General features: G+C 72.3%; 21 protein-coding genes and 1 pseudogene. 11 read left to right on the forward strand and 11 right to left on the reverse strand.

The window, feature by feature from the left end; all coding sequences use genetic code 11:
- Positions 1 to 717: pseudogene (locus ACFOY6_RS12115) on the reverse strand (hypothetical protein); the annotation flags it as partial.
- A gap of 232 nt (positions 718 to 949) precedes the next feature.
- On the opposite strand from ACFOY6_RS12115, the gene ACFOY6_RS12120 reads away from it, so the two are divergent.
- The 7 genes from ACFOY6_RS12120 (at position 950) to ACFOY6_RS12150 (ending at position 6,620) form a co-directional block, all read left to right on the forward strand.
- Positions 950 to 1,306, forward strand: a complete 357-nt coding sequence (locus ACFOY6_RS12120) for an NADH-ubiquinone oxidoreductase subunit NDUFA12 family protein (protein WP_379631379.1) — start codon at positions 950 to 952, stop codon at positions 1,304 to 1,306.
- A gap of 46 nt (positions 1,307 to 1,352) precedes the next feature.
- Positions 1,353 to 1,880: an outer membrane lipid asymmetry maintenance protein MlaD gene (mlaD, locus tag ACFOY6_RS12125; protein ID WP_109517919.1), complete on the forward strand. Its 528-nt coding sequence runs from the start codon at positions 1,353 to 1,355 to the stop codon at positions 1,878 to 1,880.
- Complete coding sequence (locus tag ACFOY6_RS12130; protein WP_109517920.1) at positions 1,877 to 2,116, forward strand: hypothetical protein; 240 nt, start codon at positions 1,877 to 1,879, stop codon at positions 2,114 to 2,116. The genes mlaD and ACFOY6_RS12130 overlap by 4 nt, the downstream gene beginning before the upstream one ends.
- Positions 2,116 to 2,520, forward strand: a complete 405-nt coding sequence (locus ACFOY6_RS12135) for a DUF2155 domain-containing protein (protein WP_109517921.1) — start codon at positions 2,116 to 2,118, stop codon at positions 2,518 to 2,520. Before ACFOY6_RS12130 ends, ACFOY6_RS12135 begins: the two co-directional genes overlap by 1 nt.
- Before the next feature lie 154 nt (positions 2,521 to 2,674).
- Positions 2,675 to 3,415 carry a trehalose-phosphatase gene (gene otsB / locus ACFOY6_RS12140; protein WP_379650960.1) on the forward strand — a complete coding sequence of 247 codons (741 nt, stop codon included), beginning with the start codon at positions 2,675 to 2,677 and terminating at the stop codon, positions 3,413 to 3,415.
- Positions 3,412 to 5,205, forward strand: coding sequence for a glycoside hydrolase family 15 protein (locus ACFOY6_RS12145; protein ID WP_109517923.1), 1,794 nt, complete (start codon positions 3,412 to 3,414; stop codon positions 5,203 to 5,205). Before otsB ends, ACFOY6_RS12145 begins: the two co-directional genes overlap by 4 nt.
- Complete coding sequence (locus tag ACFOY6_RS12150; RefSeq protein ID WP_109517924.1) at positions 5,193 to 6,620, forward strand: alpha,alpha-trehalose-phosphate synthase (UDP-forming); 1,428 nt, start codon at positions 5,193 to 5,195, stop codon at positions 6,618 to 6,620. The genes ACFOY6_RS12145 and ACFOY6_RS12150 overlap by 13 nt, the downstream gene beginning before the upstream one ends.
- A 70-nt stretch (positions 6,621 to 6,690) precedes the next feature.
- On the opposite strand, the gene aat is transcribed toward ACFOY6_RS12150, so the two are convergent.
- From aat to ACFOY6_RS12190, 8 genes are all read right to left on the reverse strand, one after another.
- A complete protein-coding gene (gene aat / locus ACFOY6_RS12155) occupies positions 6,691 to 7,341 on the reverse strand; it encodes a leucyl/phenylalanyl-tRNA--protein transferase (protein ID WP_109517925.1) in 651 nt (216 codons plus the stop codon).
- 58 nt (positions 7,342 to 7,399) lie between these two features.
- A complete protein-coding gene (locus ACFOY6_RS12160) occupies positions 7,400 to 8,101 on the reverse strand; it encodes a virulence factor family protein (protein ID WP_379650963.1) in 702 nt (233 codons plus the stop codon).
- A gap of 2 nt (positions 8,102 to 8,103) precedes the next feature.
- Entirely contained in the window at positions 8,104 to 10,692 is a 2,589-nt protein-coding gene (gene mprF, locus ACFOY6_RS12165) for a bifunctional lysylphosphatidylglycerol flippase/synthetase MprF (RefSeq protein WP_379650965.1), read from the reverse strand.
- 327 nt (positions 10,693 to 11,019) lie between these two features.
- Positions 11,020 to 12,363 (reverse strand): acetyl-CoA carboxylase biotin carboxylase subunit, encoded by a 1,344-nt coding sequence (gene accC, locus ACFOY6_RS12170; RefSeq protein WP_109518027.1) that lies wholly within the window; start codon positions 12,361 to 12,363, stop codon positions 11,020 to 11,022.
- 12 nt (positions 12,364 to 12,375) lie between these two features.
- Positions 12,376 to 12,843 carry an acetyl-CoA carboxylase biotin carboxyl carrier protein gene (accB, locus tag ACFOY6_RS12175; protein WP_109517928.1) on the reverse strand — a complete coding sequence of 156 codons (468 nt, stop codon included), beginning with the start codon at positions 12,841 to 12,843 and terminating at the stop codon, positions 12,376 to 12,378.
- Positions 12,844 to 12,889: 46 nt separating this feature from the next.
- On the reverse strand, positions 12,890 to 13,345 hold the full coding sequence (gene aroQ, locus ACFOY6_RS12180) for a type II 3-dehydroquinate dehydratase (protein ID WP_109517929.1): 456 nt from the start codon (positions 13,343 to 13,345) through the stop codon (positions 12,890 to 12,892).
- 198 nt (positions 13,346 to 13,543) lie between these two features.
- Entirely contained in the window at positions 13,544 to 13,879 is a 336-nt protein-coding gene (locus tag ACFOY6_RS12185) for a four-helix bundle copper-binding protein (protein WP_379631390.1), read from the reverse strand.
- Positions 13,880 to 13,959: 80 nt separating this feature from the next.
- Complete coding sequence (locus ACFOY6_RS12190; RefSeq protein WP_379631392.1) at positions 13,960 to 15,948, reverse strand: BCCT family transporter; 1,989 nt, start codon at positions 15,946 to 15,948, stop codon at positions 13,960 to 13,962.
- A 289-nt stretch (positions 15,949 to 16,237) separates the two neighbouring features.
- Between ACFOY6_RS12190 and ACFOY6_RS12195 the strand changes: the two genes are divergently transcribed.
- The 4 genes from ACFOY6_RS12195 to ACFOY6_RS12205 are packed head-to-tail and all read left to right on the forward strand — an operon-like array spanning position 16,238 to position 18,342.
- A complete protein-coding gene (locus tag ACFOY6_RS12195) occupies positions 16,238 to 16,981 on the forward strand; it encodes an outer membrane lipoprotein (RefSeq protein WP_109517931.1) in 744 nt (247 codons plus the stop codon).
- 29 nt (positions 16,982 to 17,010) lie between these two features.
- Positions 17,011 to 17,274, forward strand: a complete 264-nt coding sequence (gene thiS, locus ACFOY6_RS24390; RefSeq protein ID WP_245906484.1) for a sulfur carrier protein ThiS — start codon at positions 17,011 to 17,013, stop codon at positions 17,272 to 17,274.
- A 4-nt stretch (positions 17,275 to 17,278) separates the two neighbouring features.
- Entirely contained in the window at positions 17,279 to 18,073 is a 795-nt protein-coding gene (locus ACFOY6_RS12200) for a thiazole synthase (protein ID WP_109517932.1), read from the forward strand.
- Positions 18,070 to 18,342, forward strand: a complete 273-nt coding sequence (locus ACFOY6_RS12205; protein WP_379631398.1) for a hypothetical protein — start codon at positions 18,070 to 18,072, stop codon at positions 18,340 to 18,342. Before ACFOY6_RS12200 ends, ACFOY6_RS12205 begins: the two co-directional genes overlap by 4 nt.
- Positions 18,343 to 18,476: 134 nt before the next feature.
- Here the strand turns inward: ACFOY6_RS12205 and ACFOY6_RS12210 are convergent, their stop codons facing one another.
- Together ACFOY6_RS12210 and ACFOY6_RS12215 are read right to left on the reverse strand one after the other, a co-directional pair.
- Complete coding sequence (locus tag ACFOY6_RS12210) at positions 18,477 to 20,045, reverse strand: DHA2 family efflux MFS transporter permease subunit (protein ID WP_379650968.1); 1,569 nt, start codon at positions 20,043 to 20,045, stop codon at positions 18,477 to 18,479.
- Positions 20,046 to 20,064: 19 nt separating this feature from the next.
- Positions 20,065 to 21,270 (reverse strand): efflux RND transporter periplasmic adaptor subunit, encoded by a 1,206-nt coding sequence (locus ACFOY6_RS12215; RefSeq protein ID WP_379650970.1) that lies wholly within the window; start codon positions 21,268 to 21,270, stop codon positions 20,065 to 20,067.
- Positions 21,271 to 21,278: the final 8 nt, after the last annotated feature.

Raw genomic sequence — 21,278 nt, forward strand, 5'->3', positions numbered from 1 at the left:
GGCGGCGGCGAGGCCGGGCACGGCGCAGCCGGCGGGCCGCGCCGGCCACAGCAGCGCGGCGGGTTCCCGCGCGCCCAGTTGCTCGGCCACATTGGCGCTGGCCTGCTCGGCGGCGCCGCGCGCCAGGGCGGAGAGGCAGGTGCCGACCTCGCGCGCCGCGGCCGAGTCGTAGGCCAGACCCAGCGCCGCCAGCAGCCCGGCGAGATCGGCGAAGCCGACGCGCAGCCGCGTGGCCTTGCCGCCCGTGGCCACTTCCAGCGCGCGCACCGCGGTGCCCACGGCGGCCGCGTAGGCGGCATGGTCGAAGCCGCCGGCCTCGTCGAGGAAGGCGGGCAGGTTGAGCACAAAGCGCGGCTCGGCGCGGGTGTCGTTGCGCCACAGGCTGGCGCCGGGGGCGCCGCGCCGGGCCAGCAGCAGGGCGCGCAGCTCCCGCGCCAGGGCCTCGGCCTCCGCCGCGTCCAGCAGCTTCGGCGGCACGGCGCGGGCGGCGAGGCGGCCGATCCATTCCTCGGCCAGGGCGGGCAGCGAGACGGGGCCGGTGCCGGGGGCCAGCGCCGCCAGCGCCTCGGCCGCCGCATCCTCCCAGCTCGCGGGCAGGGCGACGGGGCGGGGCGCGGAATCGGGGTCCGCCGCCGCGCGCAGGCGCCGCAGCGCGAGACCGCTCCAGGAAGTGTTGGCCCAGGGAGTGCCAGGAACCCGTGCCGTGATCCGTGCCATGCGTCCAGGCTACCGCTGCCCCGCCCCACACGGAAGCCGCATCTGGTGGTAATTGCGCAAACAGCCGGCCAATATCCTGCTCCGCCGGCGTTGAAGGGTGCCCCCCCTCGGCACCACCCTTTTCCCCGGCCGCCGCATGTGCGAAGGAAGCCGGCGGCGCACACCCCCCTCCCCCCCCCGGAGCGAGGCCGTAACCGCGACCCCCTCGCCCAGTCATGGAACCGACCGAGACATGTCCTTCCTGCAGCGGCTGACCACTGGCCTCACCGCCAGCAAGATCGGCACCGACCGCTTCGGCAACACCTATTACGAGAGCCGCAAGACTTGGCTCGGCTACGGCCGCAAGCGCCGCTTCGTGCTCTATGCCGGCGAGGCGGACCCGACCACCGTGCCGTCCGAGTGGCATTGCTGGCTGCACCACGTGACCGACGCGCCGCTCTCGGAGCAGAAGCGCTACCCGTGGCAGCGCGAGCACCAGCGCAACCTGACCGGCACCGCCCAGGCCTACTGCCCGCCGGGGCACGACTATTCCGGCGCCCGCCGCGCCCCCACGGCCGGCGACTACGAAGCCTGGACCCCGGGTGGCTGAGGCCGTGTCAGGACAGATCGCCGCAGGCAAGGCCGGAGGCAGCCGCATGCAGGGCCGCAACATCGCCGAGATCCTCACCGGCGCCGTGGTGGTGCTGGTGGCGGCCGCCTTCCTGGTGTTCGCGATCGGCCAGTCCGGGCGCAGCCTGGTCGGCGGCGGCGGCGGCATCACCCTCAGCGCCAAGTTCGACCGGATCGACGGTCTGACCCCGGGCGCCGATGTGCGCATCGGCGGCGTCAAGGTCGGCAGCGTCGTCGAGCAGCATATCGACCCGCGTACCTACCTGGCGGTGCTGCGGCTGCGCGTCGCTTCCGACATCGCCATCCCCGACGACAGCTCGGCCGAGATCACCTCGGAGAGCCTGCTGGGCGGCAAGTACGTGGCGCTGGTGCCGGGCGGCTCCGAGACCATGCTGAAGGACGGGCAGGAGGTCACCATCACCCAGTCCGCCGTCAGCCTCGAATCACTGCTGGGCCGCTTCATCTTCTCGGTGACGGAACTGACCTCGAACACCGCCCGGCAGCAGGAGGGCGAGGCGCCCGCGCCCGCCCCGGCCCCCGCCGCGCGGCCATGAGCCTGGAGCCGCCCGCCCGCTGGCCGGGCGCCGACGGCCAGCCCGTCTCCTGCCGGGAGAAGCTGAAGGTGCTGGCCGAGAACCACCGGGAGGCCGCCACCCTGCTGCAGGACCTGCTGGAGGATGCCGTGCTGATGGGCGTCGACGAGGCGGCGATGCGCCGCATCCTGGCCGAGATGGTGCAGGCCCTGCCCAGCCCGCGCCGTGCCGGGCCCGGCGCCGGGGGGGCCGGCTGATGCGCCGCCTGCGCCCGCTGCTGCGCCCCCTTCTGCTCGGCCTGCTGCTGGCCGCCACGCCGCTGGCGGAGGCGCCGCTGCGCGCCCAGCCGCAGGACCAGGGCTGGGTGCCGAAGCGCAACGCCAAGCTCCAGGCGCTGGACAAGGTGACGGCGCGCATCACCATCCTGGAGACGCCGCTCGGCCGCCCGGCCACCTTCGGCACGCTGCGGGTGATCGTGCACGCCTGCAACGCCCGCCCGCCGGAGGAGGTGCCGGACGCCGCCGCCTGGCTGGAGGTGCTGGAGACCCGCAACGATTCGCGCGGCCTCCCGGTGTTCCGCGGCTGGATGTTCGCCAACGCGCCCGGCGTGTCGATGCTGGAGCACCCGGTCTACGACCTGCGCGTGCTGGAGTGCCTCTGACACGGTGAGGGGCCGGCCCGGCGCCCCGGCCGGCCGGGGCGCGGGTCACAATCCCGCCAGGAGCCTCCGCCGCACCCGCTGGCGGAGAATTTGCGCCGCGAGTCCTCCGGCCCAGGGTTCCCCATCTCCCCGCATCCGGCCATATCGGGAAGTCATGGAGCAGAACGCCTTTCCCGACGCCCCGCCCTTGCCCCAGCGCGAGGCCGCGCTTTTCCTCGACCTCGACGGCACGCTGATCGAGATCGCCCCGCGCCCGGACGCCGTGGTGGTGCCGCCGCACCTCCCCGCCCTGCTGGCGCGCCTTTCGGCCGGGCTGGGCGGGGCGGTCGCCATCGTCACCGGCCGCGGCCTGGAGGTGGCGCGCGGCCTGACCCAGGCGCCGCCCATCGCCTTCGCCGCCGAGCATGGCACCATCATCGACGCCTCCGCCCTGCCGGGCGCCGCCATCCCGCCCATGCCGCTGCCGCCCTTCCCGCCCGAGGACTGGCGCGCGGCGGCGGAAGCCTTCGCCGAGGCCCGCCCCGGCCTGCTGCTGGAGGAGAAGAAGCACGGCTTCGTGCTGCATTTCCGCGCCGTGCCGGAGCGCGGCGAGGAAGCCGCCGCCTTCCTGCGCGGCCTCGCCGAGGGCACCGACTTCCAGGTGCTGCCCGCCCATGCCGCCGCCGAGCTGCGGCCGCGCGCCACCGATAAGGGCGTGGCCGTCTCCTGGCTGATGCGCCACGCGCCCTTCGCCGGACGCACCCCCATCTTCATCGGCGACGACGTGACCGACGAGTTCGGCATCGAGGCCTGCCGCGCGCTGGGCGGCACCGGCTACCGCATCCCGCGCGACTTCGCCGGCCCCGCCGCGGTGCTGGCCTGGCTGGACCGCATCGCCGCCCGGCTGCCGGCATGAGCCAGCCCCTCGACCTCGCGCCCGTCGGCAACGGCATCATCGCCGGGCTGTTCGACCGGCAGGGCCGCTGCTCCTGGCTCTGCTGGCCGCGCTTCGATGGCGACCCGATCTTCTCGGCCCTGCTCGGCGGCGCAGAGCCGCAAGACGGGTTCATGGAATGCGAGCTGATCGGGCTCACCAAGACCCGCCAGACCTACCGCCGCAACACGGCAGTGCTGGAGACCGAGCTGGAGGACGAGCATGGCGGGCGGCTGCGCATCATCGACGCCGCGCCGCGCTTCCGCCGCTTCGGCCGCAGCTTCCGCCCGCCCATGCTGGTGCGGCGGATCGAGCCGCTCTCCGGCCAGCCGCTGATCCGGCTGCGCATCCGCCCGCGCGCCCATTGGGGGCGGGACAAGCCGGTGCGCCGCTCCGGCTCCAACCACCTGCGCTACTTCACCGACGACGCGGCGCTGCGCGTCACCACCGACGCGCCGCTGGCCTGCCTGGCCGAGGAGGCGCCCTTCCTGCTCGACCAGCCCGTCACCCTCATCCTCGGCCCGGACGAGACGGTGCCGGAGGGGGCGGAGGCGATCGGCCAGGAGTTCATCCGCGAGACGGAGAATTACTGGCTGGACTGGACGCGTGGCCTGCACCTGCCCTTCGAGTGGCAGGAGGCGGTGATCCGCGCCGCCATCACGCTGAAGCTCTGCACCTTCGAGGAGACGGGCGCGGTGGTGGCGGCGCTCACCACCTCGATCCCCGAGGCGGCGGACACCGAGCGCAACTGGGACTACCGCTACTGCTGGCTGCGCGACGCGCTGTTCACCGTGCAGGCGCTGAACCGCCTCGGCACCACCCGGACGATGGAGGAGTACATCCGCTACGTCACCAACGTGGTGGCGATCTCCCCGGGCGGCGTGCTGAAACCCTGCTACCCCCTGGTGCCTTCCCTCCCCATGCCGGAACGCATCGAGGAAGCGCTGCCGGGCTTCCTGGGCATGGGTCCTGTCCGGGTCGGCAACCAGGCGGCCGAGCAGGTGCAGAACGACGTCTATGGCTCGGTCATCATGGCCGCGGCGCAGATGTTCTTCGACCAGCGCCTGCCCCGCCCAGCCGGCGAGCCGCTGTTCCGCCTGCTGGAGAAGCTGGGCGAGCAGGCCGAGGCCCGCGCCCTGACGCCGGATGCCGGCATCTGGGAATACCGCGGGCGGGCGCGCATCCACACCTTCTCGGCGGCCATGTGCTGGGCGGGCATGGCGCGGCTGTCCGGCATCGCCAAGCATCTCGGGCTGCATGACCGGGCGGAGCGCTGGGCGAAATCGGCGCGCGAGCTGCACGCGGTGATCTGCGAGAAGGCCTTCCGGCCGCATCTCGGCAGCTTCGTCGAGAGCTTCGAGAGCGACGGGATGGACGCGGCGCTGCTGCTGCTGCCCGAGATCGGCTTCCTGCCGGCCACCGATCCGCGCTTCCTCGGCACGCTCGACATGATCGGGCGGCGGCTGATCCATGACGGGTTTCTTTACCGTTACGATATGTCTGACGATTTCGGGAAACCTGAAACCGCCTTCCTCGTTTGTTCGTTCTGGTACGTGGACGCGCTCGCTGCCGCCGGCCGGACGGAGGAAGCGCGCGCCATGTTCGGGAGCATCCTGTCGTGCCGGAATCACCTGGGGCTACTCGCAGAGGACCTGGACCCGAAAAGGAATCAGCTCTGGGGGAACTTTCCTCAGACCTATTCCCATGTTGGCCTGATTCTGTCGGCGATGCGTTTGAGCCGTTCGTGGGAGCACGGTCTGTGGGGCGGGTAGTCGTCGTTTCCAACCGCGTGGCGGTGCCGCGGCGGGGGGAACCCTCGGCGGGCGGCCTGGCCGTGGCGCTGAAGGACGTGCTCAAGGCCAGCGGCGGGCTGTGGTTCGGCTGGAGCGGCGAGACCCGCAAGAACCCGACCCTGGAGCCCCGCCAGGTCCGAGCGGGCGGCATCGATTACGCCACGATCGACCTGTCGGACGAGGACCACAAGGGCTTCTACGCCGGCTACTCCAACAACACCCTCTGGCCGCTGTTCCACTTCCGCCTCGGGCTGATGGAGTACGACCGGGCGGAGGCCGCCTCCTACCGGAAGGTGAACCGGGATTTCGCGCAGGCGCTGCTCCCGCTGCTCGGCCCCGAGGACACCGTCTGGATCCATGACTACCAGATGATCCCCATGGCGGCGGAGCTGCGGGCGCTGGGCGCCCAGCAGCGCATCGGCTTCTTCCTGCACATCCCCTTCCCGCCCTTCGCGGTGCTCTCGGCGCTTCCCGACGCCGAGCGGCTGCTGCGCGACCTGCTGGCCTACGACCTGGTGGGGGTGCAGACCAAGCGTGACCTGGCGGGCATGATCAACTGCTTCCAGGATGGCCTTGGCCTGACGCCCGACGCCACCGGCGGCGTGCGCGGCGAGGTGGCCGGCCAGATGCGCCGCGCCCAGCTCTCCGCCCACCCGATCGGCATCGACACGCGCGGCTTCGCCACACTGGCGCGCAAGGCCGCCTACGGCCCCGAGACGCAGCGCCTGACCGCCAGCATGGGCGACCGCGCGCTGATCGTCGGCGCCGAGCGGCTGGACTACACCAAGGGCCTGCCGCACCGGATGCGCGGCTTCGCCGCCCTGCTGGCCAACTTCCCCGAGCATCTGAACAAGGTGACCTACCTGCAGGTGGCGGCGCGCAGCCGCAACGAGGTGGCCAGCTACCGCAACCTGCGCCGCGAGCTGGATTCGCTCGCCGGCCGCATCAATGGCGACTACGCCGAGTTCGACTGGACGCCGGTGCGCTATGTGGCCCGCGCGGTGGCGCGGGACACGCTGGCGGGGTTCTACCGCGCCGCCCGTGTCGGCCTCGTCACCCCGCTGCGCGACGGCATGAACCTGGTGGCCAAGGAATACGTGGCGGCGCAGGACCCCGAGGATCCTGGCGTGCTGGTGCTCTCCAGCTTCGCCGGCGCCGCCGAGACCATGGAAGGCGCGCTGCTGGTCAACCCGCTGGACGCCGAGGCGATGGGCGAGACGCTGGACAAGGCGTTGAAGATGCCGCTGCCCGAGCGCCGCGAGCGCTGGGAGAACATGATGCGCGGCCTGGAGGAGCAGACCGCCACCCGCTGGGCGGAGAGCTTCCTGGCCGAGCTGGAGGAACTCCCCCTGCCCGAGCAGGACCTCCTCTGGGCCGCCCCCACCCGCAGCTGACGGACGGGGAAAAGACGGGCAGAGAAAAGACGGGGTCCAGGGGAATTCCTTCTCCTGGCCTTTTCCGTTTCTACTCCCGCATCCCCCTGATCTCCGCCTCAATCTCCGCGCTGTCCAGATCCCACCGCGCCGGCCGCTCGACCGCTTCCGCGAGCTGCTGCTTGTAGAGTGCGCGGGGGATCTCGGCCGCCCCGAACTGCGCGAGGTGCCCGGTGATGAACTGGGTGTCCAGCAGGGTGAACCCTCCCAGCCGCAGCCGCGCCACCAGATGCACCAGCGCCACCTTCGAGGCGTCCCGCGCGCGGCTGAACATGCTCTCGCCGAAGAAGGCGCCGCCCAGCGAGACGCCGTAGAGGCCGCCCACCAGCTCACCCTCCTGCCAGGTCTCCACCGAATGGCCATGTCCCATGCGGTGGAGATCGTTGAACAGCCGCTCGATCTCGGGGTTGATCCAGCTGTCCTCCCGCCCCGGGGCGGGGGCGGCGCAGGCGGCGATGACCTGGGCGAAGGCGGTGTCCGCCGTCACGGTGTAGGGGCCGGAGAGCACGGTGCGGCGCAGCCGGCGGGAGAGGTGGAAGCCCTCCAGCGGCAGGACTCCGCGCAGCTCCGGGTCCAGCCAGTAGAGGCGGTTGCCGGCGCGCGATTCCGCCATGGGAAAGAGGCCGGCGCGGTAGGCGCGCAGCAGGAGGTCGGGGGTGATTTCCACCAGGTGGCGGGACATGGCGCCCATCATGACGCCGCCGGGGGCCGGAGGCCAGCCTGCGGCATGGCCGCGGGCCTCAGCGCGGCAGGCGGGCCATGATGCGCTCGGCGAGGGCCGGATAGTCCTCGTCGAAATGGTGGCCGCCCTTGATGCGGATGCGCTGGGCCGGCGTGCCCTGGAAGGCGTTGCAGGCCGTCTCCGCCTCCTCCTCCGAGCCATAGACGCATTGCACCAGGGCGGGCGGCAGGCCGGGGATCTCCGGCGCGGTGGGCAGGGCGCTGGGGCGGGAGAGGCCGATGAAATCCCCCACCTTGATCTCGAAGGCCGCCTCCTTCGCGAAGGCCAGCAGGCTGATCAGCACCACCCTCTCCTTGTTCTCCGCCGCCATGCGGTTCCAGGCGAAGGGCATGACATCGGCGCCGAAGGAGTAGCCGATCAGCGCCACGCGTGGCGTCTCCCACCGGGCGGCGTAGAGGGCGATGACGCGGTCCAGCTCCGCCGCCACCTCCTCCGGCGAGCGGCGCTTCCAGAACCAGTTCAGGCAGTCGAAGCCGAGCACGGGGATGCCCCGGTCCCGCATGTGGCGGCCGATCTGCCGGTCCAGGTCGCGCCAGCCGCCATCGCCGGAGAGGATGATGGCGAAGATGTCGCCCTGCTTCTGGCGCGGCGGCATCTCCACCAGCCAGGCGGCGGTGTCGCGCCGCGGCGCCGCCGCGCGGGCGGCGGGGGGCAGGGCCAGGGCGCCGGCCAGGCCGGCCAGGAGCGGACGCCGCCGCATGCTCATTTCCCGATCACCCCGCGCAGCCCGCCCGATTGCAGGGCCGCCACATCGGCCAGCACCACCCAGGGGTCCAGCCCGCCGGGGGCGCAGAGGTAGCGCGGCTCCCAGACAGGCTCGAACTTCTCCTTGAAGGCGCGCAGGCCGCGGAAATTGTAGAAGCGCTCGCCCCGGCGGAAGACCAGCCCGCCCAGCCGGTGCCAGACCGGCGCCAGCCGGTGCGCGGCCAGGCCCGAGAGAGGCGCCATGCCCAGGTCGAAATAGGCGTGGCCGCTCTCCTTGGCGCGCAGGATCAGCTTCAGGAACAGGAAGTCCATCGTGCCGGGCGGGATCTCGGCGCGGTGGCGCATCAGGTCGATCGACATCTCGGCGCGGTGGCCGGGCGTCTCCAGCAGGGTGGCGAAGGCGATGATGGCGCCCTGCAGGTCCCGCACCACGGCCACCGGCTGCGCCGCCACATAGGCCGGCTCGAAGGCACCGAGGGAGAAGGCCTTCTCCCGCGCATTGTGCTGCGCCAGCCATTCGCGGGAGACGGAGGACAGCTCGGCCATCGCCGCCGGCACCGCCTCGGGCGGCAGCACCGCGAAGGTGAGGCCCTCGCGCTCGGCGCGGTTCAGCGCGCTGCGCAGCGGCTGGCGGGACTTGCCGGTCAGGCTGAAGCTCTCCAGCGGCACACGCGCCGCCTCCCCCAGCTTCAGCGGCCGCAGCCCGGCATCGATGTAGAGCGGCAGGTTCTCCGGCCGCACCTGATAGAAGGCGGCGCGCCCGCCCTGGGCATCGGCCATCTCGACGAAGCGCCAGACAAGGTCGATCCGCCGCGCCTTCGGCCCCACCGGGTCGTAGAGCGCGATCCAGGATCGGCCGCGCCGGCCATACATGATGAAGGCATCGCCCTGCTCGGCGAAGAGCAGCGCCTTGTCGCCCATCCGCACCAGGTTGGCGTCCGCCCGCTCCTGCCGGGTAAGGATGGCGGTGGCGCGCTCCAGTTCCTCCGGCGTCGGCGGGTGGGTGGCGTGGCGGACCGGGCGCAGCAGCGCCCACAGCCCGGCGGCGAACAGCGCCAGCACCGCCCCCAGCGCCGCGCGCATGTTGCGCGGGGCGGAGGCGTCCAGCTCGAACTGCCACCAGAGCTGGCGGGAATACGCCACGTCCCGGTGGGCGAAGAACAGCAGCCAGGCGGCGGCGGCCACCACCCCCGCGGCGGCCAGCCACCAGCCGGGGGTGAAGCTCGGCGCCAGCATCCGCGCGCGGCGGTCGAACCGCTCGCGCGAGGCGAGGAGGGCGATGGCCAGCAGCGCGAGCAGCGCCAGCTCCAGCGCGCCGCCGCCGCGCGCCACCGAGAGCACGAGGCCGCCCAGCGCCAGGGCGAGCGCCAGCCACCAGGCGCCGTCCAGCCGGTGCACCAGCCCATGCGCCACGAAGAGCAGCAGCAGCCCGCCGACGCTGGAGATCAGGTGGCTGGCCTCGAACAGCGGCAGCGGCAGGGCGGGGGCCAGCAGGCCGGGCATCTCGCCGGCGGGGGGCGTGACGCCGCCCAGCAGCAGCCCGGCGCCGGCGGCGAAGGCGGTGGCGCCGAGGAAGCGCGGCATCAGCCGGGTGGCGGCGCGCACCGCGCGGGTGCCGCCCCGCAGCAGGTGCGCGCGCCGGCTGACCTCGAACCCGGCCAGCAGCAGCAGCGCCAGCCCCAGCGGCAGCGCGAAGTAGATGAGGCGGTAGAGCACCAGCGCGGCCGCCACCTGGTCCAGCGGCACGCCGGTGTCGCGGAAGGCGAGCAGCACCACCGCCTCGAACACGCCGATGCCGCCCGGCAGGTGGCTGGCGGCGCCGATGGCGATGGCCACGGCGTAGAGGGCGATGAAGAAGGGCAGGTCCACCGCGCCGGCCGGCAGCAGCAGCCACAGCACCGTGGCGGCGGCGCCGATATCGACCAGCGAGACCAGCCCCTGGAACAGCACCAGCCGCATGGGCGGCACCCGCAGCACGAAGCGCCCGAGGCGCAGCGCGCCGGGCCTGAGCCGCCCGAGCAGCGCCAGGCCGCCCATGGCGGCCAGGAACAGCAGGGCGACGCCGCGCAGCAGCACGGGCGGCAGGCCCGACCAGTCATCGACCGATTCGGCGGTGATCAGCAGCCCGAGCGCGCCGACGGCGAACAGCCCCAGCACGAAGCTGGCGGTGACGAAGACCAGCAGCCGGGCGATGCGCTCGGGCTTCAGCCCGGCGGCGGCGTAGATGCGCCAGCGCACGGCGGCGCCGGTGAAGGCCCCCACCCCCACCGTGTTGCTGAGCGCGAAGCCGCAGAAGGCCGCGAGCGCGGCGATGCGCGGCGGCACCGCCCCCGGCGCCACATGCCGCAGCGCCGAGAGGTCATAGCCCAGCATGGCGACGAAGCTGAGCGCCGTGGCCGCCACCGCCGCCAGCAGCACCCAGGGGCTCTGCGCCGAGAGGCTGGCCACCACGGCCGCGTAGTCCAGCTCGCGCGAGAGGCCATGCAGCGCGAACAGCGCCAGCGCCGCCATCAGGGCGCCACCGCCCAGCAGCAGCCAGGGGCGCAGAACGGCCCATCGCCAGGCGGAACGGGCCTCGGGAGGCATGGCTTCGCTCTGCTGCGGCGTCGCGGGCGGGGGGACGGAAATCAGGCCGTTCATCGACATTCCCGGAGGCGTGAGGCGGGCGGTCCTGTCCTGGTTAACGGCAGGAAGGCGCGCAGGCTGCGTCCCGGGCATAGCCAAAAGATGAAGGGAAAGGGGCAACCCGCCTTTTTCACGGTGCCGGCCGCCTTCCTGCCGCCCCGGGGCGCGGGACAGCGGGGGGGGGCGGCGCCCTGTCGGAAGCGCCGCCCCGTGTTCACCCACGCGGCCTTGGCCGCGCAGATCTTCCCCAACGCGGCCTTGGCCGCGCCGGTCATCCTGGGCGCGGCCTCAGCCGCGCAGGCCGACGAAGCGCTCCAGCCAGTGGATGGTGTAGTCGCCCGACTGGAACTGCGCGTCGTCCATGATGCGCTGGTGCAGCGGCAGCGTGGTCTTGATGCCGTCCACCACCATCTCGGAGAGGGCGCGGCGCATCCGCGCGATGGCCTCGGCGCGCGTCTTGCCGTGCACCACCAGCTTGGCCACCAGGCTGTCGTAGTGCGGCGGCACGGCGTAGCCGGAGTAGAGGGCGCTATCCACCCGCACCCCCAGCCCGCCCGGCGCGTGATAGGTGTTCACCCGGCCGGGCGAGGGCGCGAAGCTCTCCGGGTCCTCGGCGGTGATGCGGCACTCGATGGCGTGGCCGCTGAAGGTGATGTCCTCCTGCGTGTAGCCCAGCCGCTCGCCGGCGGCGACGCGGAGCTGCTCCTTCACCAGATCCACGCCGCAGACCATCTCCGTCACCGGATGCTCCACCTGCAGGCGGGTGTTCATCTCGATGAAGCTGAACTGGCCGTCCTGCCACAGGAATTCCAGCGTGCCGGCGTTGCGGTAGCCGAGTTTCGAGAGGCCCTGCGTCACCTGCGCGCCGATCGCCGCGCGCTCGTCCGGCGTCAGCGCGGGCGAGCCGGCCTCCTCCACCAGCTTCTGGTGGCGGCGCTGGAGGGAGCAGTCGCGCTCGCCGAAATGCACCACGTTGCCGTACATGTCGGCCATCACCTGCAGCTCGATGTGCCGCGGCCGGTCGAGATACTTCTCCATGTAGACGGCGTCGTTGCCGAAGGCGGCCTTGGCCTCGGTGCGGGCGACGCGCCAGGCCTCCTCCAGCTCCTCGGCGGAGTGGGCCACCTTCATGCCGCGCCCGCCGCCGCCGGCGGCGGCCTTGATCAGCACCGGGTACTTGATGGCCTCGGCCACCGCCTGGGCTTCCTCCAGGCTGGCCAGCTCGCCATCGCTGCCCGGCACCAGCGGCACGCCGAGCGACTGCATCGCCTGCTTGGCGGCGATCTTGTCGCCCATCATGCGGATGTGCTCGGCGGTGGGGCCGATGAAGGCGAAGCCGTGCGCCTCCACCATCTCGGCGAAGGAGGCGTTCTCGGAGAGGAAGCCATAGCCGGGGTGGATGGCATCCGCCCCCGTGATGCTGGCCGCCGAGAGGATGGCCGCGACGTTGAGGTAGCTGTCCCGCGCCGCCGGCGGGCCGATGCAGACGCTCTCATCGGCCAGCCGCACATGCATGGCGGTGGCATCGGCGGTGGAATGCACCGCCACGGTGCGGATGCCCATTTCCTGGCAGGCGCGGTGGACGCGCAACGCGATCTCGCCCCGGTTGGCGATCAGCACCTTCTTGAACATCACGGAGTGCCTTTACTCGACCACCATCAGCGGCTCGCCATACTCGACCGGCGTGCCGCTCTCCAGCAGGATGCGCGTCACGGTGCCGGCCTTGGGGGCCTTGATCTGGTTGAAGGTCTTCATCGCCTCGATCAGCAGCAGGGTCTGCCCCGCCGCCACGCGGGCGCCGAGCTGCACGAAGGGCGCCGCGCCCGGCTCGGGCGAGAGATAGGCGACACCCACCATCGGCGAGGTGACGGCGCCCGGCGTGCTGGCGGTGATCTCGGCCGCGGCGGGGGCCGCCGCGGGAACGGCCACGGCCGGCGCGGCGGCGGCTGCCACCGGGGCGGGCGCCGCCACCGCCACCTGCGCCACGGTGACGCTGCGGGTGACGCGCAGGCGGCTCTCGCCGTCGGCCAGCTCGATCTCGCTCAGATCCGTCTCGCGCAGGATCTGCGCCAGCGCCCGGATCGCCTCCGGGGTGAAGGAAATGCCGCTCATGACGTTCTCGGGGAGCCTCTTTCTCTGCCGTTGCCCTGGCGCCGCGTCAGTCCTGCTCGGACTGGGCCAGGATGCCGGCGATGCCGCGCAGCGCCAGCGCGTAGCCATGCGGCCCGAGGCCGCAGATCACGCCCTGTGCCGCGCGCGACACGTAGGACAGGTGCCGGAAGGATTCCCGGCGATGAATGTTGCTCAGATGCACCTCGACCACCGGCAGGTCGGAGGCCAGCAGGGCATCCATCAGCGCGACCGAGGTGTGGGAATAGCCGGCGGGGTTGATGATGATGCCCGCCGCGTGGTTGCGCGCCTCCTGCACCCAGGAGATCAGCTCGCCCTCCACGTTGCTCTGGCGGAAGTCGATCGCGAGGTCCAGCGCGTCCGCCGTCTCGGCGCAGAGCGCCTCGATGTCGTCCAGCGTCTCGGCCCCGTAGATCTCCGGCTGGCGGGTGCCGAGCAGGTTCAGGTTGGGACCGTTCAGAACAAAGATCAGCGGCGGGTTCACGTGCGGCTTCCGTCCGGTGCGGTGCGGCGGCGCCTAACACGAGGGGTCCGAACACCGCAAGCATCCGGTTTCCGCCCGGGCGGCGGCGCGGTCAAGCCCCGTTACGCCGCGATACGCGCGGCCGGGGCGGGCCGGCCGGCGAGGAACGGGCCGGGGGCCGCGCCGGGCGTCGCCCGCGCCCGCCCCCGGCGGCGGCCCTCAGGCGGCCATGGCGGCGCAGCTCTCGGCGCAGCTGCGGCAGGCCGCCACGCATTCCTCCATGCCGCCCACGCGCTCGCAGTCATCGGCGCATTCGCGGCAGATCTCGGCGCATTCCCGGCAGGTGTGGCGGTGGTGCGGCGTGCCCAGCAGCATGAAATGCGCCGAGGTGCGGCAGATCTCGGCGCAGGCCAGCATCAGCCGCGCATGCGCCGGCTCGGTGTGCGGGCCGCCCGCCTCCAGGCAATGGCCGGAGAAGCTGGACAGGCAGATGCTGTAGCAGCGGAGGCAGCTCTCGATGCAGGCCCGCATCTCGGGCGAGAGGTGATGGCTCATGCTGGTCTCCTCGGCTCCGGGTTGTCTGCGGGGCAACCGGTGGCGGCGGCGCGGGTTGCCCCGCCGCCGGGCCGCCGGCCTCACACCGAGCGGAGGGCGTGCAGGAACTGGAAGTGCCGGTCGTACTGGGCCAGCACGTCCTGGATCAGCTCCTCCCGCGTCAGGCCCATCACGTCGTAATCCTGGCTGCCATCCTCCAGGAACACCTCGGCACGCCAGTAATGCTCGCGCGGCGCCACATCCGGGCCGCTCTCGAAGTAGGAGAAGCTCGGCATGGCGTAGCGGCGCAGGCGCAGACCGTAGTGGAACTCCTCCGGCGCGCCAGGCATCGAGACCAGGCGCAGCCGGCCCTCGCGCGCCTCCAGCTCGGCCGAGAGGCCGCGCCCGCGCAGCTCCTCCGCCACCGCCCGCAGCGCCGGCGCCGCCACCTCGTCGAGGAAGCGCGCGACCTCCGCCTGGCTGGGGTGGGAGAGGATGCCCTGCAGCTGGCGCTGCCAGGAGCGGCCCTGGCGCGGCGGCAGGTTCTGCGCCAGCGCGTCCTGCCGCAGCCCCTCGCGCTGCAGGCCGCGCAGCAGCCCGTAGCAGATCAGCAGCATCACCACCGCGAAGGGCAGCGCGCTGGCGATGGCGGCCGTCTGCAACGCCCGCAGCCCCTCACCCGATGCCAGCAGCACGGCCGCGATGACGCCCGAAGAGACCGCCCAGAAGATGCGCTGCCACAGCGGCACATCCGTCCGCCCGCCGGCGGTGATGGTGCTGACCACCAGCGCCGCGCTGTCGGCCGAGGTGATGAAGAAGGTGACGATCAGCACCATCGCCAGCCAGGAGGAGAGGGTGGCCAGCGGGAACTGCTCGAGGAAGACGAACAGCGCCAGCGTCACGTCGTTCTGCACGGCGGTGGAGACGGCGGTGGTGACGCCGTTCAGGTGCAGCCAGAGGGCGCTGTCGCCGAACACGGTCATCCAGGCGAAGGTGAAGCCGGTGGGCACCAGCAGCACGCCGAGGACGAATTCCCGGATGGTGCGGCCGCGCGAGATGCGGGCGATGAACATGCCGACGAAGGGCGACCAGGCGATCCACCAGCCCCAGTAGAACAGCGTCCAGTCGCCCAGCCAGCTGTTCGGGTCATAGGCGTACATGTGGAAGGTGCGCAGCGCGAACTGGTCGATATAGCCGCCCAGGTTCTGCACGAAGGTGCGCAGCAGGAAGGTGGTGGGCCCGACCACGAAGACGAACAGCATCAGCGCCGCCGCCATGATCAGGTTGCCGTTGGAGAGCAGCTTGATGCCCTTGTCTAGCCCGGAGGCCACCGAGAGCGTGGCCAGCGCCGTGATGCCGGCGATGAGCAGGACCTGCACGCCGAACCCCACCGGCACGCCCAGCACGTGCGACAGCCCGGCATTCACCTGCAGGGCGCCGAGGCCGAGCGAGGTGGCGACGCCGAACATGGTGCCGATCACCGCGAAAATGTCCACCGCATGGCCGATGGGGCCGTGGATGCGGTCGCCCACCAGCGGGTAGAGGGCGGAGCGGACGGTCAGCGGCAGGCCATGGCGGAAGCTGAAATAGGCCAGCGCCAGCCCGACCACCGCGTAGATGGCCCAGGCGTGCAGCCCCCAGTGGAAGTAGCTCAGCCGCATGGCGGCGCGGGCGGCGGCGATGGTGGCGGGCTCGCCCTCCGGCGGCGCCATGAAGTGCGTCACCGGCTCGGCCACGCCGAAGAACACCAGCCCGATGCCCATGCCGGCGCTGAACAGCATGGCGAACCAGCTGGCATAGCTGAAATCCGGCTCGGAATGGTTCGGCCCCAGCCGCACCAGGCCGTGGCGGCTGATGGCGAGATAGATGACGAACAGCAGGAACACCGCCACCGTCAGCAGGTAGAACCAGCCCAGGTCGGCGGTGATCCAGCCCTGCACCGCCCCGAAGGTGGCGCCGGCGGCATCCGGCGCCAGCGCACCGAACAGGACGAAGGCAAGGGTCAGCGCGGCCGAGCCGATGAAGACAACGGGCTGCAGGCTGCGCTGACCCGGGGCGGCCTGCGGGCGTTGTGGGTGCGGGTCTGGCACGGGCGGGTCTCCTCGGCGGTCACGACAGCGAAGGGCGCCGGGCCGCGCGTGCCCGGCCGCTCCATACGCATACTAGGAATTTGACGAAAAGTTACAGCGCCGCTGGAAAAACCTGCTCCCCCCGGCCCGGCACGACAGCCCTGCCGCGCCACGCCCGCGACACCTTGCCCGCCACACCTTGCCCGCAACACTTCGTATGGCTGGTGGCACACCGGCGCGGGATGACACGGGGCACGCCGCTTTCTAGTTTGCGCCGCAGCGCAAGCCGCGGAGAATGAAGGGGGCCGTCATGACCCATGCTGCCAGGACCGGCCTGAAAGCCATCGCCACATCCATGTTCGTGCTGGCCATGCTGGCCGCCTGCAGCCCGAGCTACTCGCCCGATACCTATGCCAGCCGCGCCGTGCAGCAGGCCAACAAGGTGGAGCAGGGCGTGGTGGTCGGCCGCCGGCAGATCGAGATCTCGGCCGATGGCACCACCGGCGCCGTGACCGGCGCGGCCGCCGGCGGCGTGGTCGGCACCCGGGTGGGCGGCGGCGACATCACCTCCGCCTTCGCCGGCATCGGCGGCGGGCTGCTGGGCGGGCTGCTCGGCACGGCGGTGGAGAAGGGCGTCGGCTCCTCGCCCGGCTTCGAGTATGTCGTGCGCAAGCCGAATGGCGAGCTGGTCTCGGTGACGCAGCGGGACGAGACGCCGCTGGCCATCGGGCAGAAGGTGCTGGTGATCGCCGGCGCCCAGGCCCGCATCGTGCCCGACTACACCGTGCCGAACGAGAGCCCGCCCGGCCCCGCCCCCACCGCGGACGGCACGGTGCCGCCCGCCCCGGCCGCCGCCGATTCGCCGGCCGCGCCCGCCACGGCGCCGCTCCCCGCCGCGCCCCTGCCGGCGGCCCCGGCGCAGGAGAGCCTGCCGCCGCCCCAGCAGGCGCCTGCCGAGGCGCCCGCCGAGGCACCCGCCCCCGCTCCCCTTCCCGCTCCGGCCACCCTGCCGGCGCGGCCGGAGCTGCCGGGTGTGCCGCAGCTGGCCATCTGAGCCGCGCCGGGCCGCAAAGACGGCGGGCGATGCCCCGCCCCCCCTTTCCCCCGGCGCCGCGCCGCGCCACATTCCGCGGCATGGCGGACAGCATCGAGATCACCATCAACGGGGAGACCCGTTTCATCCAGCGGGACGCGACCATCGCGGACCTGCTGGGCACGCTCAGCCTGGACACGCGCAAGGTGGCGGTGGAACGGAACCTGGAGATCGTGCCCCGTTCCGCCTATGCCGCGACCCCCCTGGCCGCGGGCGATACGCTGGAAATCGTGCACTTCATTGGCGGGGGCTGAGTCCATGGACGGCTACCAGAACCAGACCGAGGATTCCTGGGAGGTCGCGGGCCGCCGCTTCCACTCGCGCCTCGTGGTTGGCACCGGGCGGTACAAGTCGCTCGAGGAGACGGCGGCGGCCATCGAGGCCAGCGGCGCCGAGATGGTGACGGTGGCGGTGCGCCGGGTGAACCTGGCGGACCGCAACGCGCCCATGCTGCAGGATTTCGTCGATCCGAAGCGCTACACCTACCTGCCCAACACGGCGGGCTGCCACACGGCGCAGGAGGCGGTGCGCACCCTGCGCCTCGCCCGCGAGGCCGGCGGCTGGAACCTGGTGAAGCTGGAGGTGCTGGGACCGCCGCCCTTCCTCTACCCGGACATGCCGGCCACCTTCGAGGCCGCCGCCGCCCTCATCCAGGACGGCTTCCAGGTGATGGTCTACTGCGCCGACGACCCGCTGGCGGCGAAGCGGCTGGAGGAGATGGGCTGCGTGGCGGTGATGCCGCTCGGCGCGCCGATCGGCTCCGGCCTCGGGCTCAGCAACCCCTTCATGCTGCGCTCCATCATCGAGCAGGCGAAGGTGCCGGTGCTGGTGGATGCCGGCATCGGCACCGCCAGCGAGGCGGCGCAGGCGATGGAGCTGGGCTGCGACGCGGTGCTGCTGAACTCCGCCATCGCCCATGCCAAGGACCCGGTGCGGATGGCGCGCGCCATGAAGGCGGGGGTGGAGGCCGGGCGGCACGCGCATCTCGCCGGCCGCATGCCCCGCAACTACGCCGCCGACGCCTCCAGCCCGCTCTCCGGGCTGATCCGGTGAGGCGGGCGGCGCTGCTGGCCGGGCTGGCCCTGGCCAGCCTGGCCCCGGCGCAGGCCCCGGCCCAGACCACCCAGCCCGGCATCGAGACGCGCTACGAGGAGCTGACCATCCCGCTCCAGGCGCTGCTCGACGATGGCTGGGAGATCGTGGACATGGCGGGCAATCTCGGCGGCATCGCCTACCTGCTCCGCAAGGAGGGCAAGTGGGTCACCTGCCAGCTGGTCAGCCGGCGCGAGGATACGCGCAGCCGCTGCATGGCGATGAACTAGAAAGCAATTGTTCTTTTTTGAAAAAAAGAACCAAAAAACTTTTGTCGGTTTGGCGTGGCGCTGACGGATAGCGGGACGCCAAACTGGAGAAGTCTTTTTGCTTCTTTTTCTTCAGAAAAAGAAGAATTCTTCCGTCAATGGGCGTCCCCGCCGCCGCCCGGGCCGGGGCGGCGCAGGAACAGCACCAGCGGCAGCGAGGCCAGGAAGCAGAATGCCATGGCCAGCAGCGTGTCGTTGTAGGCCAGCACCAGCGCCTCCTGCGCCACCAGCGCCTTGATGCGCGCCAGCGCCGCCACGTCCGCCGCCGCCTCGCCCAGCCGCCCCGCATAGGCGCCGGCCAGCGTGTCCTGGTAGGCGAGCACCCCCTCCCGCGCCCAGTTCACCTGCTCGGAGAGGTGCAGCCGGTGCAGGTAGGAGCGGTCCGTCGCCAGGGTGTTGATGGCGGCCAGCCCCACCGCGCCGCCCAGGTTGCGCATCAGGTTGTAGAGGCCGGAGGCGCCCTTCAGCGCCGCGGGCGGGATGGTGCCGAGCGCCATCTGGTTGATCGGCGCCATGCACAGCATCATGGCCACGCCGCGCAGGCCGAGCGGGAAGGCCAGCTCCGGGAAGGCGCTCTGCGCCGTCAGCTGCGCCGTCTGGTGGAGCGACCAGAAGAACAGCACCAGCCCCGCCGCGAGCGGGATGCGCGGGTCGAACCGCGCCAGAAGCCGGCCGACGACGGGGGCGGCCAGGAACATGCACAGGCCGGTGATAAACATCACCTCGCCGATCTGCATGGAGTTGTAGCCGCGCACCCGGCCGAGGAAGAGCGGGATCAGGTAGACCGCGCCATACAGCCCGATGCCCATGGTGAAGCTGAGGATGCAGCCCAGGGTGAAGTTGCGGTTGGTGAAGGCGCGCAGGTCGACGATCGGCTCCTCGCGCGAGAGCGCCCGCCAGAAGAACAGCACGCCCGAGACGGCGCAGAGGAAGGCCAAGTTGCGCACCATCTCGTCCGCCAGCCAGTCCCAGCGCGGGCCTTCCTCCATGACGTATTCCAGGCTGCCCAGGAACAGCGCCATGAACAGCAGGCCCCACCAGTCGAACCGCGCCAGCAGCGAGGGGTCGGGGCGGTCGATGTACACCGTGTTCCACACCACCAGGGCGATGGCGGCGCCGATCGGCACGTTGATCAGGAACAGCCAGTGCCAGGAGAAGGCCTGGGTCAGCCAGCCGCCGAGCGTCGGGCCGATGGTCGGCGCCAGCGTCGCGGTGAGGCCGATGATGACCATGGCCGAGGCCCGCCTGGCGCCCGGGAACAGCAGGAAGCTGGCGGCGAACACCGTCGGGATCATGGCGCCGCCGATGAAGCCCTGCGCGGCGCGGAAGGCCACCATGGCGCCGAGGTTGGAGGCCATGGCGCAGGCCAGCGAGAACAGGGTGAAGCCGCCGGCCGAGAGGGTGAACAGCACCCGGGTGGAGAGCAGCCGGGACAGGAAGCCCGAGAGCGGGATCATGACGATCTCCGCGATCAGGTAGCTGGTCTGCACCCAGCTCGCCTCGTCCGGGCTGGCGGCGAGGCCGGCCTGGATCTCGGCGATGGAGGCGGAGACGATCTGGATGTCCAGGATCGCCATGAACATGCCGAACACCATGGCCATGAAGCCGATGCGGGCGCGCGGCGTCAGCGCCACGGGCTGCGGCGCGGCGGTGGAGGCGCTCATCGTGGCGCCCTCCCTTCCCTTACTTCAGCCCGAGCGTGGCGGCGGCGGCCGAGAACAGGCCGCGCGGCGCGTGCGGGTCGGCGCGCATGTCCACCTCGGCCACCACCGAGAGGCCGGGGCGCAGCCGCGCCAGCAGCGCCGGGTCCTGCCCCGGCTCCAGCACCAGCTTCACCGGCACGCGCTGGACGATCTTGGTGAAGTTGCCGGTGGCGTTCTCCGGCGGCAGCAGGCTGAACTGGCTGCCGGTGGCGGGGGCGAAGCTGTCCACATGCCCGTGCAGCGCGTGGCCAGACAAGGCATCCACCGCCAGCTCCACCGGCTGGCCGGGGCGCATGCCGGCGAGCTGCGTCTCCTTGAAATTGGCCGTGACATAGAGCGTCTCCGGCAGCGGCGAGACGGCGATGAGCTGCTGCCCGGGCCGCACATGCTGGCCGAGCCGCGCCGCGCGGTTGCCGGCGATGCCGTCGAAGGGCGCGCGCAGCTCGGTGTAGGAGAGGGTGTTCTCGGCCAGGCCCAGCGCGGCGCGCGCCTGCTCCCGCCGCGCCTCGGCCTGGGCGAGCTGGGCGCGCTGCACCGGCACGGCGCGCTGGCGCACCAGCAGCTCCGCCTCGGCGGCGGGGCGGCCGTCGTCGGCGGGGCGCAGCGCGGCCTCCGCCTTGCGCTGCCCGGCCAGCGCCTGCTCGGCCGACTGGCGGGAGGACCAGCCGCTGCCGGCCAGCGCCGCGGTGCGCCGTTGCTCGGATTCGGCCCGCTCGCGCTCGGCCAGGGCGCTCTGCCGCTCGGCGGCGGCCTGCTCGATCTGCGCCTGGCTGGCATCCACCTGCGCCGCGAGCTGGGCCAGGGTCTCGCGCGCCGTGGTGACGGCGGCCTCGGCCTCGGCCAGGGCGGCGGCGGCCTGGTCGCGCTGCAGCCGGGCGTCGCGGTCGTCGAGGCGGATCAGCACCTCGCCCGCCTTCACCCGCTGGTTGTCGGCAATGAGGACCTCGGCCACCTCGGCCTCGATGCGTGGGCTGAGCACGACGATGTCGCCCTGCACATAGGCGTCGTCCGTCTCGGCCAGGAAGCGGCCCACCTGCCAGTACCAGCCGCCGCCCAGCACGGCGCCGGCCAGCACCACCAGCGGCAGCAGGCGAAGCAGCCAGCGGCGGCGGGAGCGGCGCGCGGGCGGCGGCCCGGCCGGGGTGGCGCGGGCGGCTTCGGCGGCGGGGGAGACGGGAGCGTTCATCGGGACAG

Origin of the sequence: Teichococcus aestuarii, assembly GCF_042651065.1 — a bacterium.
Classification (GTDB): domain Bacteria; phylum Pseudomonadota; class Alphaproteobacteria; order Acetobacterales; family Acetobacteraceae; genus Pseudoroseomonas; species Pseudoroseomonas aestuarii.